This is a genomic window from Qipengyuania sp. NPDC077563, from assembly GCF_044901345.1.
Classification (GTDB): Bacteria; Pseudomonadota; Alphaproteobacteria; order Sphingomonadales; family Sphingomonadaceae; genus Qipengyuania; species Qipengyuania aestuarii.
Genome location: NZ_JBJDPC010000001.1, coordinates 232,816 through 249,560, shown reverse-complemented (window position 1 = coordinate 249,560; position 16,745 = coordinate 232,816). Strand labels below are relative to the sequence as shown.

Here is a 16,745-nt window from a genome sequence, read left to right as displayed (position 1 = left end):
AACAAAATTCAACTTAGCTCTGGTCTCGCAACATCGTTCCAGAACATTTTGGCTGCTTGCGTCATCTCTTGTGACATTACCAGCCGTCTCTCGTCGAGACGCGGATCCCGACGCCTCGCGAATTTGAAGAGATAGTTTGCATATGCGGCCCGTATGACGGTGAACCATTGAGAGTGCACAGCGCGCGGTATTCGTTTTCGTTTCCCGATGTCATGACCAGCCGCTCTCGCCAATGCAGCCATGAGAATTTTCACGCTATCTCCAGCGCGGATAGCGATAGTTCCATGCATGTTTAAATGGGTTTTCGCTCCGGTCAGCTTCGCATGCCCCTCAAGAACGGAGTAGTATTCTCGCCTGAATCCGATGGATCGTCCCACATGCTTTCTGACCCGCTCAGCCAGCTTCTTCCTTACGTTGCCTTGTCGCGTCAGTTCGGTTTCTAGCTCTGGATGCAGGTTGATGTTGAAGGTCAGCAGTTCCCACTCAAACCCCACGATGACTGCAACATTCACCTTCATCCACTGAGACAGGTCCTCCCATTGAGGCATAGGTCTTCCGTTGGCCTGCTTACCCATGGGGAAGGGAGAAAGCTCCCATGAGGCCGGTCTGCTCTGCTTCCCATAATATACTGATAGCGGTTCAATCGGCTCATCAAACCGGGCGTGACGCTGCTCTCCCTCCGCTGCAAGAAGGCGAAGTTTTGCGTAGATTTTCCGATCGCGGAGGAGGCGCTTTGCTTCACGTTCCGGCCGCCGGCTCCTCACCTTCGTCGAAAATTGTAGGACAGCACAAATTACCGCAGCCATGCCAAGCGCAAGTAATCCAGCGGGCGAGGGATTTGTTAGAATGCAAAGGGCAAAAAAGGCCGCGAGATAAGGCAGCGCGGGTCTGATTTTCAGACGAAGTTCACGGTATAAATAAATCACTATGACACTGCAGCAGGCAAGAAGTATCGCCGCGTGATTGCGATTGGCGAACAGCCCTACAGGGCCATTGCTCGTGATATCGTAGAAAAACAGCCCACTACGTGGATCGGCTAATAGCTGCAGCAATCCAAGAGAGGCAGAATCACGCCATTCCCGACCAATGTCAGAAGGGCGGTCGTGCGACTTTGCGAGATGGCAAGCCACATTAAAACTGCCACGGGCACCAGCAGTGAACCAAGCGCATTCACCGTGGCGCTTGGGGAAAGAGTCATAGGGCGCCATAAAAAGTCGCCGAGTAGTTGACCCATTTCAAGGATTGTTTCCCGCGGCCCACCCTGTGGTAAAAAAGCGGGTGGAACCGGAAGGAGTTGAATTAAGCAAAGAGCGCCGATTGCGCCTAACAATGCCAAGGGCCATTTTATCGTCGCCAGCTGTCTTTGTGTGAGGATCAAACAACCCGCAGCAATTGCTACTGCTGCAATTGCCCGTAGATACGAGAGAGAAGCGATATCTGCGCGCGATCCTCCACCGAGCAGGCTGGCGACGCAAATTAAAAAGATAAGTACGTACGGGGCATATTTGTGCAGTGTTTCACGCATGAGTTCGATTGACCTGTCTCCTCGCAGTGCGGCTTTCGGCCCGCCGCGAGAATGCCCGGCATGTTTTTTTGTTTGGAAGCCAAGATCTATCCTCATGCTTTGACTCTAAGGGGTTAGGGCTAAGCCTTCATTATATCAACGCGCAGCGGTGCATTTGAAGATCAACTCGACCGCGGTTCATTGATGCGCCTGTCGTGCCGCACGGTAAGCGACTGGATAGTCTTTACATCATACCGTTCCGTTAGAACACAGATTTGCAAAGAGACGTCCGGGCGCTTGATCGTTAGGTATGAATTCGTTAACGGCATGCGAGCCTTCGGGCTATACATGCTCTTTGCATCAATGGTTTGGTCGCTTAATTTCTGAAACTGCCTACAACTCGTAAATGTGAAGGGCACCCGCCTTGGCCGGGGGCTCGTTATCATCCAATCTATTGGTTGAAATGCGTGCGGCCTGATCTGGCCTTTGGTTTGCATTGAGAGTCGCGCGTGTTACAAAAAAGAACGCCCGGTAATATCGGCGAGGTAAGCTTTGTTCATCGATTGCGATTTGAACTGCTATTCGTCGTCACTCTTGGTGTTCTTTTGCCAGTTTGTGTCGGCCTTTTAGCCGCGTCCGCCATTTTTCTTGGAGGTGTACTTTTGAATCATGTCGGAGTTAGGCGAATTATTCAAGATCGGGATGCGAGGTCTATGCTCTATACAATGTTCTGGCTTTATATAGGAGGGATATTTGTAATCGAAGCTTGGCCCGCTGATAGAGTGACTTGGCCGACATATTTAGCGATAATTGGATTGGTGTTCCCAACGATTCCTGAAATTTTGGGTTACCAATGTTTCGCTTCATTGCGCTCTCACTGCCTCTAGTTATAATAAACATTTCAAATATGAAGAAGATATTCAGACAATTTTCAATAATTGCTCTTGTCCCCTATTGGGGGTTCTTTTTGTTTATTGGTTTAACCTCTAGGTCGATTGAGGGGTATTAAATGGCTAGGAAATTCGCTTTTGGCGGCAGATTTCGTGCCATCACTTCGTCTCGTATTCTCGGCGATATTTTTGCGATGGCGGGAGGGGCGGCGGGTGGCCAAGCAGTCACGTTTTTGTTTTCGCCACTCATTACGAGAATTTACGACCCTGCTACATTCGGGCTACAGGGAGTTTTCTTGGCGTTGGTTAGTGTTCTCGCTCCGCTCATTGCGCTCCGCCTTCCTATGGCGATGGTTATAGCAAAGAATGAACGCATGGCCGAGAATTTAGCCTCGTTATCGCTTGCCGTATCCTTGCTGATTGCTGGTGCACTCTGCGCAGTGCTCGCTTTGGTTCCGAGCGGATTTATCAAATGGGCGGGTGCCGACCAATTAGGCAATTTGATTTGGTTCTTGCCTTTGGCTCTTTTATGTACGGCTTTGCAGGACGTTGCGACGCTACGAGCTTCGCGCCGACGGCAATTCCGCATTATAGGTAGAATTACAATTAGCCAGGCAATATTCACAAACTTTGTGCGTGTTGTTGGAGGTATTTTTGCTCCTGTTGGTGGAATTCTGGTGGCAGTGACGACGTTTGCTCCCGCGCTTCAAGCCGCTTTGCTAACGAGGCAATCTCCGTCGCTTACTCAATCAAAGCCAGTGATGCGCCCCAAACTGGCGTTCCTTCTGCTAAAGAGGTTTAAGGACTTTCCGCTATATCGCATGCCGAATGATGTCTTAAATTCGGCCTCTCAATCCGTACCGGTCATTATGTTAGGCGCGCTGTATGGGCCTGCAGTAGCGGGGCTCTACGTTCTGACTCGAAGTGTCCTCAATCTTCCTGCCAACGTAATTGGAACAGCTTCCGGAAACGTCCTGTATGTTAAATTCGCGGAATCGGGACGGGGCGCTGGAACTTTAATATCCGCATTTAAAAAATCCACTCTAGTGTTGCTGTCGTTTAGTCCTGCCATCATAGGCGCTGCCTGGTTTTCGCCTACAATCTTCGCGTTTTTCTTTGGAGAAGAGTGGCGTGAAGCTGGCGCGTACGCTCAATGGATGTCGATCTGGATTGCCATGATGATTGCAAATATCCCTAGTGCCAAGGTTGCTGCGGTGATCGGTAGGCAAGGTTTAGCGATGACATTCAATATTGGCCTGTTCATATTCCGAGTATTTAGTGTCTGGGTAGTCTGGTATTTATCTGGTAGTGCGCTCATGGCCATTGCAAGTTACTCAATTTGCAGCGCTATAATGATAGCTCTTAACATAGTTACCTTTTTTTACGTTACGAAAAAATTTGATCGCAAATTGAATGTGTAGTTAGGTGAGCAGAATGAACTCGATTGAGCTTTTATTTGGAGGCGATTTTGCCCCGAACGAAAGGTATATTTCGCTAATCAAATCGAAAAAACGTTCGATATTTGGCTCAGCGGAGGAACTGTTGAGGTCAGCCGATCTCGCCATCTGTAATCTTGAGGCCCCAATTTGTAAGGGTTATGTCCCTATTTTGAAGTCGGGCCCCAGCATGCGATCTGATATACTTGCTATCGACGCGCTGGTCGGAGCTAACATAGGCGCCGTATCTCTCGCCAATAATCATATTTTCGATTACGGATCGCCGGGTTTGTCCTCAACGATGAGCCTTCTCGATCAGAGGCAGATAGCGCACGTCGGAGCTGGATTAAACCGCGAAGAGGCGGAGCTTCCATTGCGGTTGGTTGTGAAAGGAAAAAATGTCTCGCTGATTTCAGCTGCTGAGAAAGAGTTTAATGTTGATGAAGGTCAGTGCGCCGGGGCCGCGATTCTAGATCCAATCCAAACGAGTTTGATTGTGCGAAAGGAAAAAGAGACGGCAGACGCCGTAATCGTATATTTCCACGGCGGAAATGAGTTCTTCCCTTTCCCACGACCCGGTTTAAGAAGAATGTGCCAGTTCTTCATAGAAATGGGTGCTGATGCGGTGATTGGTCACCATTCGCATGTTCCCGGTGGATATGAGATTTTTAACGGCCGACCGATAGTGTACGGTTTAGGAAACCTCATATTTGATCACGTTCGGCCGCCGCCGGGGTGGAATGAGGGCTACTTTGCTAAGGTTATTTTAAATTTCGATAATGACGAGCGCTTGCGGGCCGAACTCGAGATCGTACCTTATACTCAGTCGGTAGGGGCCGGCGGCCTTAACCTTCTTACCGGCCAAGAACGGTTGTCATTCATCGCTCGAATTGAAGCGATGCGCGACGAACTCGAAAATCTGCCACAGAAATGGCTCGCACACTGGCATGAGTTCGTTAGCGAAAGGCAGGTGCCTATGCTCCTAAATCTAATTTCGCCCATTCGCTTTCCAGGTTTGCGCCGGTTGCTAAGGCTCAAGTTCCTACGAAAATTATTATTCCCAGAATCAAGGCGTTTGAACCGCCTTAATTTGCTGCGATGTGATTCCCACAGGGAAGTTATAATCGACGCTCTTTCGAGACAGCTTAATTAGATCGTAATTGTTTATCAATGAGGTAATATTAAATTGCTGGCGATACATACAAAAACTGGACCTTTTGCCGCGGGATGGGTGGCATACTGTCTTGAAAAGGGAATACCATTTAAAGAAGTTGATTGCTTCTCTCCCAATATTGTCGAGGAGGTAAGCGATTGTAAGGCGTTACTATGGCATTGGTCCCATAATGACTTTGCGGCAACGATCTTTGCCCGTCAATTAATAGCTTCCGTTCAAGCGATGGGGCTCGTGGTTTTTCCAAGCATAGAAACTTGCTGGCACTTTGATGACAAAGTCGGTCAGAAGTATTTGCTGGAAGCCGTTCACGCACCCTTTATCCCGACGTCAGTCTTCTACGACCCAAGCACTGCCCTAGATTGGTTAAAGACAGCTAAAATGCCTCTGGTTTGGAAGCTCAGGGGCGGCGCGGGCTCGCGAAATGTGCATTTGGTCAAAACCAAGCGCAGGGCGCGTAAAATCATCCAAAAGTCTTTTCAGAGCGGCTGGCATACTTCAAGATTATTCACGCTGTCGGAGAAGTTGAGATTAGCAAGGGCAAAGCCGTCTGTCAAAAATATAGCCGGTATCATGCGAGGAATTGGACGTGTGATTGTTCCCCATCAGGCTTATAGATATCAGTTGCCGGAGAAGGGCTATGTTTACTTCCAAGATTATATTCCTGATAACTATTACGACATTCGAATAATAGTGATTGGTCAGAGGGCCTTCGGAATTAAGCGGATGGTTAGAGATGGCGATTTCAGAGCGTCAGGCAGCGGAAAAATCATTTACGATAAAAACCAGATACCTAAACAATGTATAGAACTGGCATTCGAAACAGCCTCGCAAATTTCATCACAATCTTGCGCTTTCGATTTCGTGCAAATTGGAGGTACTTGGAAGATTGTAGAACTTAGTTACGGATTTTCGCTGCAAGGATACCTCCTGTGTCCAGGCTACTGGCGATCGGATCTTTCATGGGTTCCCGGAAAATTTCGGCCAGAAGAGTTTATAATCCGAGACTTGTTAGAAGAATGCGACTATAATACCTAAAATTCTCACCAACTATACCAGAGGCTTGGTTAGAATTAAAACGGAAGGTTGAGTTAAACTTGAGCGCTCGTAGACATGCCGCATTTTTGTTTCCCTCGGATCGTCAGGGGGCGGAGCGAGTCACGCTGAATTTGATCGAAGAAACCGAAAAGAGAAGGTGATGGTCCATTTCGTCGAGATCATCAATCGCTTTACCGTTCCCCCCAGCAAAACATGCTGCGGCACTAAAATCTATTACATGCGCCCACCAATGAAGCGTTGGCTTGGGACCATGTCATCCTTCAGGCTACGGACGGGTGAGCCAATTTGATCAGTCCCCACGTTTTTCGAACACAATCGCATGTCTGCTCTTATCGGAGACAAAGGATGCATTCTCGTTATCGTGCAGTTGAAAAAGCTAAGCATTTCTACGTGTTATGCTCGCTGCTTTCGTAAGATCGGCACGATTTGACGCTCGGGCAGCGTGCTGAGCGTTCTAGCTTATCAACCGAGCTGCCTGAGATCCTTGCGGCGACTAGCGAGAACAGCCGGGTCGGATGTTGCGACAGGGTAATCAACGCGGTACGAGGGCTTCGACTGTCTGCTTAAATCCCTGCCTTAAACACGTTCGAGAAAGTAGTCGGGCCAGCGGAGAACGCCCTGACTGTACAACCAAAATCGTTGGCTCGTCTGAGTGTTTAACTGCTCGTGCGCTGGTTTGGCGGGTATGGACTCAGCGCACGTTCTTTGGAACGCCAAGATCAGATCTAATGCGCCGATGACGGCCTGAACCTACCCTCGAGCGCTCTTCAATCGGAAGCAGGCGAATGGGGGAAGGGGCGAGATGCGATGTGATCGTCGGGACATATCTACCAATGAATTCCAGGTGTTCGCGTAGCACGACCTCAAGACCCTCGGTCTTGATCCGCTTCGAATAGTGCTTCGCATTGGTACCGGACCGGGCATGTCCCATGATGTCGGCGCGCATTATTTCGTTGACCCCGTCGACTTCATAGAACGATGAGCTGAGGGCGCGAATGGAATGGATATCGGGCCCTTTCCCCTTTTCATTCACCTCGACGTCCATCCGGTCGGTAATCCATTGAACCATGTGCCGCCAGGCGCGATCATAGAATTGAGTGCCGCCGCGTTTGCTGTCGAACAGGTCAAGTTCGGGGAAGAGCGCGATGTGGCCTTCAGCTTTGATTGCGGCCACGTATTCAAGGAAACCGAGCCGAATGATTTCGCCGTGAAGAGGTAATTTGCGCCGACGCACGATCCGTTTTTCGCCGGCCTTCTCGCCATCCCTCCCGCGGGGGAAATTTTCGCGGATGAAGATGTGGGGAACGGGGTGGTCGACGAAGACGTCAGCCACTTCGAGACTGCAAATCTCTCCCCGGCACGCATGGGTGTAATACCAGATCAGCGGAGCCCAGTAAGCCGCATCGTGCCAAACTTTCGGTGTGACGCTGCCAGCCTTCAACCGGTTCTTGCCGGCTCCTCCCCCTTGATAGAGCGGCGAGCGGAACAGGCATTCCAACTCCTCCTTTTTCCACGGGGGCGTAGCTCAGTATTTTTGTCTTCTTGTATTGTGACAGTCGCACCAGCGAAATCCATGGTCAGGGTGTTATGGATACGCGGCTTCCACGAAGTGAGTGCCAGATGCTTGGCGACCGTGCTCATGGTGCTGAGGTCGCTATTGACCGTCTTCAGGTTTCTTGCGGTGGCCGGAGTTATGGGATCGATTTCATCGATCACTTCCGCGAAGGGCCTAGACACGGCCCCCTTGGCCGGATTTCCGAACCGAAATGTGGCAGCCAGGCGCTTGAGCCCGTTTTTGAAGTGAGCGACGTCGCGATGATCATAGGAGCCGAGCTCGCGGTCGCTGGTAATCCAGGCGAAGGACTGCATGATCCGGCGCTGCTGTTTAAGGTTACCTTTCCAGACCCTGTCCTGGTTGAGCTCAATCAGGACGTCTTCGATAATCTCGCTGAACCGGCGGTTGTCGTAGATCGCGAACGGGCATTCCTATTTCGAGGCAGGCGAGGGCGGGTTTGTTGGTGCGCCCGGAAGATCAATGCCCTCGTCCCTGGCTAACAACGCCGTCACTGCCGGAGAAATTTCGCCAAGATCCGCCGTCATCGCCCGCATGGGATCGGCAGCATCGAGAACATCGTCGTCGAAGACACGTTGCGCTCGCGCGCAGGCCGACGCGCCGGCCCGGATCAAATGTGTTCGTGCGGCGGCGATGTTGGGCTCGCTTGGCGTCGCGCCAATCGCTTTCAAGGCATCGCTCACATATTCGTCGGATAAAGCCTCGCGAATCTGATCGACCACAGGGCGCGCCCATTCAGGAGTCAGGCCGTTTTCGCCTCTCGTCGAGCGGGCGGCATCGAGCCTCGCGACTTCGAATGGATCCATATCGTAACGCGGGTCAGGCAAGCGGAGCTTTCGGTACGCCTCGCCGTGGCGTGCGGCTTCCTCTGTAACCGAGGATGACCAAGGAGCGTCTTCGTAGGCGGCTGACAGCCATGAGCCGAGCTGTTGTTCGAGCTCCCGGCGGAAGATCGCCTCGGTTTCGGGCCCGGTCAGATTGCGCTGGGCTTCCAGCATGGTTTTTATATCCGCCTTCACAATTACGAACCGCTCCGACAGGAGCGCTGCGCGCTGACGCGCGGCGCCCGGGTCGGCAGTCTGCAATGCCCAGCTTAGCGGCATGGAGATAATATTTCGGAAATGAACCCGGCGGCGAAACGCATAGCGACCCTTGATACGGATCGTGAAAGGGATGCGGCACATGGATAATACCTTCCCGCATGTGCATCCGCTATGTGTATTGGTTGTGTGTCCAACACGGTGCGGATACGCATGCTAAAAGGCGGAAATCTGCGGCTTTGCGCGATAAAGTGGTCGGGGAGAGAGGATTCGAACCTCCGGCCCCTGCCTCCCGAAGACAGTGCTCTACCAGGCTGAGCTACTCCCCGACCGGATGCGTGCGGGAACCGGTGGTCCCCGCGAGGCAGGCGCGCCCTATAGGTGTGGATTGTGCAACACGCAAGCGCGCTTTTGCAGGTTTTTATGCCTATGGCTCCAACGCGTAAAGCGAGTGCCCCATGTCCAATACCAAATCCCATTTCGAACAGCAGTATCTCGACCTCATGCGCCAGGTATGGCTCGAGGGAGACGAGCGCGTTGATCGTACGGGCATCGGTACCCGGTCTGTTTTCGGCGCGACATTGCGATTTGACCTCTGCGACGGGGCGATGCCTTTGATAACGACGAAGCGGGTCTACTGGAAAACGGCGACGCGGGAATTGTTATGGTTTCTGACCGGCAACACCAACATTCGCCCTCTCGTGTTGCAGGGAGTGAAAATCTGGAACGAGTGGCCGCACGCGCGCTATGTCGAGCAGTCTGGCGAGGCCATTTCTCTTGAACAGTTTGTCGCCCGTATAGCAGATGATGAGGCCTTTGCAGAGGAGTGGGGCGACCTTGGGCCCGTTTACGGAAAGCAGTGGGTCGATTGGCCAACCTATCAGCCGGTAAAGGGCGGGTTGTTTCGCAAGGGCTGCGGCATCAACCAAGTTGCCGAGGTGATCGAGAGCCTTCGCTCCAACCCCGGTAGCCGTCGTCATATTATCGAGGGATGGAATGTAGCAGAGGTTCGGCAAATGGCGCTGCCACCCTGCCATAAGACCTATCAATACCATGTTTCCACCTGTCCCGATGGCAAGCCGTATCTGAACGGCATTCTTTACCAGCGTAGCTGCGATGTTGCGCTTGGTCTGCCGTTCAACCTCTGGTCTGGCGCGCTTCTGCTGAAAATGATTGCTCAGCAGGTCGACATGCAGCCCGGCGAATTTGTCTGGATGGGTGGCGACACACATCTTTATCTCAATCACGAGAAGCTTGTCAGCGAGCAGCTTTCAAGGGAGCCTCAAGGGGTTCCATTGCTCGAGATTACGCGGCGTCCGGCCACGATTTTCGATTACAAAATAGAGGATTTTGTAGTGAAGGATTACAATCCTCACGACCCTATCAAGGCTCCGGTCGCCGTTTAGGATTGGGTGCTAGAAGGCATCTCTTGACCCTTCCTTGGTTGTGAAATAAAATAACGCCGAAGAGTAAGATTGCGTCTGGGAGACGATTCTATGGCCGATAGGCCCCAAGACGGAGTGGCTGGTGCCGGAGATAATCGGCCCCGACTTTCGCTCCATGTACCTGAGCCGAAGTTCCGACCTGGCGATGCGGTCGATTTCTCGCATATTGAAGTACCGGAAGCGGGCGCTCAACCGCGTCCAGATGAAATCACTGACCCCAAGGACATGCTCGATTTTGCGCATGGCCTGATCCGTGTGCTGGGCGAAGATAACAAGGCGCATGGTCCTTGGGATCCGAAGCTTGATCCGGAAACGCTGCGCTCCATGCTCGGCCACATGGCCATGACGCGCGCATTCGACGAGCGCATGTTCCGCGGGCAGCGGCAGGGTAAGACCAGCTTTTACATGAAGTGTACCGGGGAAGAGGCGACCAGTGTGTCAGCGTCCATGGCATTGGCGGCAGATGATATGGTGTTTCCCAGCTATCGCCAGCAGGGCATCTTGATCCAGCGCGGCTATCCGATGATCGAGATGATCAACCAGATCTACTCAAACCGGGGTGACAAGCTCAAAGGCCGCCAGCTGCCGATCATGTACTCCAGCAAGGAGCACAGCTTCTTCACCATCTCGGGCAACCTCGCCACACAGACCCCGCAGGCGGTGGGCTGGGCGATGGCGAGCGCGATCAAGGGCGATAGTCGGATCGCGGCGACCTGGGTGGGCGAGGGCAGCACTGCGGAAGGCGACTTCCACTCAGCCTGCCTGTTCGCCACAGTTTATAACGCGCCAGTCATCCTCAACGTGGTGAACAACCAGTGGGCGATTTCCAGCTTCAGCGGTTTTGCGGGGGCTGAGCGTGCCACCTTCGCCGCGCGTGGTGTGGGTTACGGGATCGCATCGCTGCGCGTCGATGGCAACGATCCGCTTGCCTGTTATGCGGCAGAGCAGTGGGCCGCCAACCGCGCCCGCGCGAATGCGGGGCCGACACTGATTGAATTCTTCAGCTACCGCGCCGAGGGGCATTCGACTTCGGACGATCCGAGCGGCTATCGTAGTGCGCAGGAGCGTGACGAATGGCCGTTGGGCGATCCCGTCATGCGTCTCAAGAACCATCTTATCGAGATCGGCGAATGGGATGAGGAGCGGCAAGAAAAGATGGACCTCGAAGCCGCTGAGCACGTCAAGAAGACCACCAAGGAAGCCGAAGCCAACGGCATCTTGGGCCATGGCCTACATCATCCGTTCCGCACGATGTTTGAAGACGTATTCGAAGAGTTGCCTTGGCATCTCAGAGAGCAAGCCGACCAAGCGATCCATGAACGCGAAACCAAGTTTCCGGAAGGCTTGCCGAACGAAGGGAAGGGCGCATGAGCGAGACCCAGACCAAGATTGCGCCGGATAGCGAAGCGCCAGCAGAACGCCGCCTCAACATGATTGAGGCGATTAATGATGCACTCGACGTGTCGATGAACCGTGACGAAAATATCGTCATCATGGGTGAGGATGTGGGCTATTTCGGCGGCGTCTTCCGCTGCACCGCCGGCCTGCAGGAAAAATACGGCAAGACGCGTGTGTTCGACACGCCCATTTCCGAATGCGGTATCATCGCAGCTGCCGTGGGGATGGGGGCCTATGGCCTACGTCCGGTTCCGGAAATCCAGTTCGCCGATTATATCTATCCTGGTCTCGACCAGCTCATTTCGGAAGCTGCGCGGCTGCGTTATCGTTCGGCCGCGGAATACACCGCGCCGATCACCGTGCGTAGCCCCTTCGGTGGAGGCATCTTCGGCGGCCAGACGCACAGCCAGAGCCCTGAAGCGATCTTCGCTCACGTCTCGGGCTTGAAGACGGTCATTCCGGCAACGCCTTATGACGCCAAAGGCTTGCTGATCAGCGCCATCGAGGACAATGACCCCGTTATTTTCTTCGAGCCGAAGCGGATCTATAATGGGCCGTTTTCCGGCTATTATGATAAGCCGGTGGAGCCGTGGAAGCGCTTCGACGAAAGTCTGGTGCCCGAAGGCCATTATGAAATCCCGCTCGGCAAGGCACGTTATGCGACAACGGGCGACCAGCTGACTATCTTAGCCTATGGCACAATGGTCCATGTGGTCGAAGCGGTCTGCCGAGAGAAGGGCGTTGAGGCCGACATCGTCGACCTGCGTACCATCGTGCCGGTCGACATCGAGACGATCGAAGAGTCAGTCAAGAAAACCGGCCGTTGCCTGATCGTACACGAAGCCACGCGGACTGCAGGTTTTGGCGCGGAACTGTCCGCGCTTGTCACCGAACGCTGCTTCTATCATCTCGAAGCCCCGGTCGAACGCGTGACCGGCTTCGACACACCCTATCCTCATAGTCTCGAATGGGCCTATTTCCCTGGCCCGATCCGCATCGGCGAGGCTCTCGACAAAATCCTCAAGGACTGATTCCCATGGCGAAATTTGTATTCAACATGCCGGATATCGGCGAAGGCATCGCCGAGGCGGAAATCGTCCAGTGGCACAAGAAGGTCGGCGACATGGTCAAGGAAGACGAAGAATTCGTCGACATGATGACCGACAAGGCCACCGTGCCAATGGAAAGCCCGGTCGATGGCAAGATTCTCGAGATCGCCGGCGAAGAAGGTGATATGGTCTCGATCGGTTCGATGCTGGTCGTGATCGAGGTCGAGGGCGAAGTGCCCGAGGATGTGGCCGAGGAAAATGACGCTGCTGCTGAAGCGGCCCCAGCACCATCACCAAAAGCAGATGAAGTCGAAGAGCGCATCGAAGTCGAGAACTCGGACGCCAGCGATGCAGACGATGCGATGGCTGCTGACCCAAGTCCACCTCCTGCACCTGCGCCGACTCCAGCTCCCGAGCCAGAACCTGCTCCTGCGCCTTCGTCCAAGGTTCTCGCCACACCCGCGGTGCGCAAGCGCGCCAAGGACCTTGGGGTCGATCTTGCGCAGGTCAAGCCATCCGAGGAAGGCCGCATCCGCCACGGTGATCTCGATCAGTTCCTCTCCTACAATTCGGGCTATGGCGCGGCTGCAAAAACCCGTGAGGACGAGGAGAAGAAGGTCATCGGCATGCGTCGCCGCATTGCCGAAAACATGGCCGCTTCGAAGCGCAACATCCCACATTTCTCATACGTCGAGGAATGCGATGTCACCGATCTCGAAATCCTTCGGGCGCAACTGAATGACGCGCGCGGGGAGAAGCCTAAGCTTACCATTCTACCATTACTGATCACCGCGATCTGCAAAACCTTGCCCGATTTCCCGATGATCAACGCACGCTACGACGACGAGGCCGGAGTGGTCACGCGTCATGGTGCAGTAAACATGGGTATGGCAGCGCAGACCGATGCCGGATTGATGGTGCCGGTCATAAAGAACGCACACGCAAAGAACCTTTGGCAGCTCGCTAACGAGATAGCGCGGCTGGCGGATGCAGCGCGAAACGGTACGGCCAAGAAGGATGATATGGAAGGCGGCACACTGACGGTCACTTCTCTCGGTCCGCTTGGAGGCGTTGCCACCACGCCTGTGATCAACCGTCCGGAGGTCGCGATCATCGGGCCTAACCGGATCATCGAGCGTCCCATGTATGTGACAGGGCCGGATGGCGTCGAGCGTATCGAGAAGCGCAAGCTCATGAATATTTCGATCAGCTGCGATCACAGAGTCGTCGATGGCTGGGACGCGGCGAGCTTCGTCCAGGCGCTTAAAAAGCTCTTGGAGAAGCCAGCGCTGATCTTGGTCGATTGATCATCCCATCGGATTGTGAAACTCCCGCTTCGGCGGGAGTTTTTTTTATCGTCCGGGGGGGGGGGCACGCGGAACGATTGAATTGGCCCATGTAGGCCGGTTGAACTGCCTGTCGAGAAAAGAGCGCCCGCTTTTCGTTGCACGACCTGAAACAGCGTACGCGAGCGTCAAAAGCACACCATTCAGCTTTGGCCTCTCCGTCGCCATTTGGGCTCCCAAAATGGTAAAAAAGGATAGGAAAACAGATGCTTAAGGTGCCGTTGAAAAAAGTGCGAAATATTGGTCGGAAATAGCGTTGACAGGAATCAGAGGCTCCCCTAGATGCGCGTCTCCCAAGGGGCGCTGCAGCGTAGAATGCGCGGGTGTAGCTCAGTTGGTTAGAGTATCGGCCTGTCACGCCGAGGGTCGCGGGTTCGAGTCCCGTCACTCGCGCCACCTTGGGATATTTTCTTACTTTTGATGTTTTTCGCAGAAGTAGGCGGTTCTTCCGCCTACCTTCTTTTTTCGTATTGTACCTTCACAGCGTGGGCAGTCCGCATCTTCTGAACGATGCCGGATGAGCCATTTCTCATCCAGTTGTTTGTAGTCGGCTTCGACCTTCACCACGGCTTGGAGAACGCTGCGCATGATGGTGAAGATTTTCACTAATTTTTCCTCGCCCAATTCATCGGTCCGGGCCTCCGGATGGATTCCAGCCTGAAATAGAGTTTCGTCGGACCACAAATTGCCGACCCCAGCCATTTTCTGCTGTTTCATGAGCGCAGACTTGACGGCGCTTCGTGTGCTCCCGAATACTTCCAGAAATTCATCCTTATCGATCGACAACGCATCGCTGCCCAATTCTTCCTGAGCGATGTAACCTTCTGGGCTTTCGATGACCCGCACATGGCCCAATTTGCGTGGACAGCGGAAGGCGAGCCTGCGGTCTCCTTCGAAGCTGATCAGCAGCTTGGTGTGATCAGGTGGATCTTCGGGAGCATTGAAAGGTACAAGTCGACCAGTCATGCCGAGATGCACTGTCATCCACCGACCGGTTTTCGATCCTGCGAAGATATTTTTGCCATGCCTTCGGGTCTCGGTAAACTGGTGCCCGATGAGCTTCGCTCGCTCATTGTCTCCGGGGAGCTCGATATAGGACGTGTCGTCGCCAAGCTCGATCGCCTCGATCGTGCGGTTGAGGCACTCGCGCTCAAGTTCAAGGCGTTGGGCTTCGTTTTCGGGTAACTCGGGCATGATGCCGAAACGGTACCGATGCGCCAGCGGTTCCGATTACCGCCAGTTGCCGGTCTCCATCCATTTCAGGAAGCGGCCAAGCGGCAGCAACCAGACCAGTCCAAGCGCAAGATAAACGATGGTCTGAGCCAAGGCGGGCCATGTCCCGATCAGTGCGGGAAGGTACCGTGCAATGACTATACCGTAGACGATGAGAGCCAAAAGAAGAGCGAGCAGCCCCACCGGGATGCGCCAAGTCGGTTCGGTTCTCATGCGAAGGGACCGAAGAGGCGGGTGGGCGTGACTACGGCCTTTAAAGGCTGATCATGTGCTTGAGTCGGAAGATTTTCAGTCAGCTGACAATCCCACGCCATGCCGATTGGTCTGGTGCCGGTGTGCGCGGCAAGCCACCGATCGTAATGACCGCCACCTTGGCCAAGGCGGTCGCCGGATTCGGTGAAGCCCAAAAGAGGCACGAAGAGAATATCAGGTATCAAGGCCGGCGCATCGGCAAAAGGTTGCAGCAAGCCAAACGGTCCTACTTCGAGATCCTCCTCATCAAAGGGATCGGAATGCCGTGCGAATTCCATGGTGGAATTCTGCTCGCAAAAACGGGGCAAGGCAATCTCGTGGCCGCGTTCCAGGAAAAACTTCGCGTAAGACGTAGCCGGTGCTTCGAACGGGTTTGCGCGATACAGACCGATCACGGCGCCTTCTGCGATGTGGTCAAGCAGAGGACCCGGCGGCCGGTGAAAGACTAGTGCACGAACGGCGTCTGGCAGTGCAACCACATGGTCGCGGCGGATCTGGCGTAGCCGCTTGCGAAGTTCGTCCTTGGTCAAATGGAGCCTCTATGGAACGGGAAGATCGCTGCCCCTAGGATACCCCGCTAGGGGCTACGGGGGTGTTTCGTTAATGAGTGACGGGACCACCATGGGTCGGTGCCGGAAAATCCTCTGACGCCTTCACGTCAGGTGGGCGCCGTATATCCAGAATGCCAGGACGAACCCGCCAGTCCGGTAGGGACAGCTCCCTAGGATTGCTTATAGCCTCAGGGATGTTCATGCGGCTCGTGCCGGGCAGCCCCGCCAACGCCTATTTAGGGTTGCTGTGATCAGCCCTCAAGTCTCGATGCTGCATTTTCCAATGTGGCGGCCAAGCTTTCCAGTTTTTCGGCGACCAAAGAAATGTCGATTTCCACTTTGGGTGGCGGGGCAGGGGCCGCAACTCGCTTGTTGGCTTCGTCCAGTTCATCGGCAAGGAGAATGGCCGCGAAAAGTAGATTTTTGGCTTCGTTATTTGAAAGGTTGGTGCCCATTTGAGCCAATTTGGCATCAACCATGCTGGCCAGATGGCGGACGCTGTCTTCCTGGCCGTCAGCACAGGCGATCGTGTAACGACGCCCTCCGACTTCGAGCCTGACGTCGCTCATTTCTCGAGGCTTTCGATCAAGCCATCGAGCTGTGCAAGACTGGCAGCAACACGCGATTTCAACTTCTCGTGATTTTCCAAGAGTTCTTCCGAGGCGCGTGCCCGACTTGCTTGTACTTCGATCCTGATGAGCGCTCTCTCGATCCTGTCGATAGCGCCGTTGATGCGTTGCTCGCTCATGGTGGGCCCGAATTAACGATATTCATGGGCTATGGCAAAGGCTTGGTGGC

17 protein-coding genes and 2 tRNA genes are annotated in these 16,745 nt (G+C 53.9%); 8 read left to right on the top strand and 11 right to left on the bottom strand.

All coding sequences use genetic code 11. The features are described 5' to 3' along the window. Window positions 1-8: 8 nt before the first annotated feature. Together ACI2I1_RS01250 and ACI2I1_RS01245 are read right to left on the bottom strand one after the other, a co-directional pair. Window positions 9-1,052: a hypothetical protein gene (locus ACI2I1_RS01250; protein WP_404677586.1), complete on the bottom strand. Its 1,044-nt coding sequence runs from the start codon at window positions 1,050-1,052 to the stop codon at window positions 9-11. Beyond that, a complete protein-coding gene (locus tag ACI2I1_RS01245; RefSeq protein WP_404677585.1) occupies window positions 1,037-1,621 on the bottom strand; it encodes a hypothetical protein in 585 nt (194 codons plus the stop codon). Before ACI2I1_RS01245 ends, ACI2I1_RS01250 begins: the two co-directional genes overlap by 16 nt. Before the next feature lie 892 nt (window positions 1,622-2,513). Between ACI2I1_RS01245 and ACI2I1_RS01240 the strand changes: the two genes are divergently transcribed. Genes ACI2I1_RS01240 through ACI2I1_RS01230 form a run of 3 tightly spaced genes read left to right on the top strand, consistent with a single transcriptional unit; the run spans window position 2,514 to window position 6,039 of the window. Continuing rightward, window positions 2,514-3,815: an oligosaccharide flippase family protein gene (locus ACI2I1_RS01240; protein ID WP_404677584.1), complete on the top strand. Its 1,302-nt coding sequence runs from the start codon at window positions 2,514-2,516 to the stop codon at window positions 3,813-3,815. A 13-nt stretch (window positions 3,816-3,828) separates the two neighbouring features. Continuing rightward, a complete protein-coding gene (locus ACI2I1_RS01235; protein WP_404677583.1) occupies window positions 3,829-4,983 on the top strand; it encodes a CapA family protein in 1,155 nt (384 codons plus the stop codon). Between the two features lie 33 nt (window positions 4,984-5,016). Beyond that, window positions 5,017-6,039 (top strand): RimK family alpha-L-glutamate ligase, encoded by a 1,023-nt coding sequence (locus ACI2I1_RS01230; protein ID WP_404677582.1) that lies wholly within the window; start codon window positions 5,017-5,019, stop codon window positions 6,037-6,039. Between the two features lie 712 nt (window positions 6,040-6,751). Here ACI2I1_RS01230 and ACI2I1_RS01225 read toward each other — a convergent pair. The 4 genes from ACI2I1_RS01225 to ACI2I1_RS01210 form a co-directional block, all read right to left on the bottom strand. Further along, window positions 6,752-7,501 (bottom strand): hypothetical protein, encoded by a 750-nt coding sequence (locus tag ACI2I1_RS01225; RefSeq protein ID WP_404677581.1) that lies wholly within the window; start codon window positions 7,499-7,501, stop codon window positions 6,752-6,754. After that, window positions 7,498-7,929 carry a hypothetical protein gene (locus ACI2I1_RS01220; RefSeq protein ID WP_404677580.1) on the bottom strand — a complete coding sequence of 144 codons (432 nt, stop codon included), beginning with the start codon at window positions 7,927-7,929 and terminating at the stop codon, window positions 7,498-7,500. Before ACI2I1_RS01220 ends, ACI2I1_RS01225 begins: the two co-directional genes overlap by 4 nt. Before the next feature lie 117 nt (window positions 7,930-8,046). Beyond that, window positions 8,047-8,817 carry a hypothetical protein gene (locus ACI2I1_RS01215; RefSeq protein WP_404677579.1) on the bottom strand — a complete coding sequence of 257 codons (771 nt, stop codon included), beginning with the start codon at window positions 8,815-8,817 and terminating at the stop codon, window positions 8,047-8,049. A gap of 108 nt (window positions 8,818-8,925) precedes the next feature. Next, window positions 8,926-9,002: transfer RNA gene (locus ACI2I1_RS01210), tRNA-Pro, on the bottom strand. Window positions 9,003-9,131: 129 nt separating this feature from the next. On the opposite strand from ACI2I1_RS01210, the gene thyA reads away from it, so the two are divergent. From thyA to ACI2I1_RS01185, 5 genes are all read left to right on the top strand, one after another. Beyond that, entirely contained in the window at window positions 9,132-10,079 is a 948-nt protein-coding gene (gene thyA / locus ACI2I1_RS01205) for a thymidylate synthase (RefSeq protein ID WP_404677578.1), read from the top strand. 90 nt (window positions 10,080-10,169) lie between these two features. Then, window positions 10,170-11,489, top strand: a complete 1,320-nt coding sequence (locus ACI2I1_RS01200; RefSeq protein WP_404677577.1) for a 3-methyl-2-oxobutanoate dehydrogenase (2-methylpropanoyl-transferring) subunit alpha — start codon at window positions 10,170-10,172, stop codon at window positions 11,487-11,489. Then, window positions 11,486-12,547: an alpha-ketoacid dehydrogenase subunit beta gene (locus ACI2I1_RS01195; RefSeq protein ID WP_404677576.1), complete on the top strand. Its 1,062-nt coding sequence runs from the start codon at window positions 11,486-11,488 to the stop codon at window positions 12,545-12,547. The genes ACI2I1_RS01200 and ACI2I1_RS01195 overlap by 4 nt, the downstream gene beginning before the upstream one ends. Before the next feature lie 5 nt (window positions 12,548-12,552). Continuing rightward, window positions 12,553-13,872 carry a dihydrolipoamide acetyltransferase family protein gene (locus tag ACI2I1_RS01190; RefSeq protein WP_404677575.1) on the top strand — a complete coding sequence of 440 codons (1,320 nt, stop codon included), beginning with the start codon at window positions 12,553-12,555 and terminating at the stop codon, window positions 13,870-13,872. A 358-nt stretch (window positions 13,873-14,230) separates the two neighbouring features. Continuing rightward, window positions 14,231-14,307, top strand: a tRNA-Asp gene (locus tag ACI2I1_RS01185). Between the two features lie 15 nt (window positions 14,308-14,322). Here the strand turns inward: ACI2I1_RS01185 and ACI2I1_RS01180 are convergent. From ACI2I1_RS01180 to ACI2I1_RS01160, 5 genes are all read right to left on the bottom strand, one after another. Next, complete coding sequence (locus ACI2I1_RS01180) at window positions 14,323-15,105, bottom strand: DNA-formamidopyrimidine glycosylase family protein (RefSeq protein WP_404677574.1); 783 nt, start codon at window positions 15,103-15,105, stop codon at window positions 14,323-14,325. A 36-nt stretch (window positions 15,106-15,141) separates the two neighbouring features. Then, window positions 15,142-15,357: a DUF2842 domain-containing protein gene (locus ACI2I1_RS01175; RefSeq protein ID WP_221543078.1), complete on the bottom strand. Its 216-nt coding sequence runs from the start codon at window positions 15,355-15,357 to the stop codon at window positions 15,142-15,144. Beyond that, entirely contained in the window at window positions 15,354-15,926 is a 573-nt protein-coding gene (locus ACI2I1_RS01170) for a 5-formyltetrahydrofolate cyclo-ligase (protein ID WP_404677573.1), read from the bottom strand. Before ACI2I1_RS01170 ends, ACI2I1_RS01175 begins: the two co-directional genes overlap by 4 nt. Window positions 15,927-16,198: 272 nt before the next feature. After that, window positions 16,199-16,516, bottom strand: a complete 318-nt coding sequence (locus ACI2I1_RS01165) for a cell division protein ZapA (protein WP_404677572.1) — start codon at window positions 16,514-16,516, stop codon at window positions 16,199-16,201. Then, on the bottom strand, window positions 16,513-16,695 hold the full coding sequence (locus ACI2I1_RS01160; protein ID WP_404677571.1) for a hypothetical protein: 183 nt from the start codon (window positions 16,693-16,695) through the stop codon (window positions 16,513-16,515). Before ACI2I1_RS01160 ends, ACI2I1_RS01165 begins: the two co-directional genes overlap by 4 nt. Window positions 16,696-16,745: the final 50 nt, after the last annotated feature.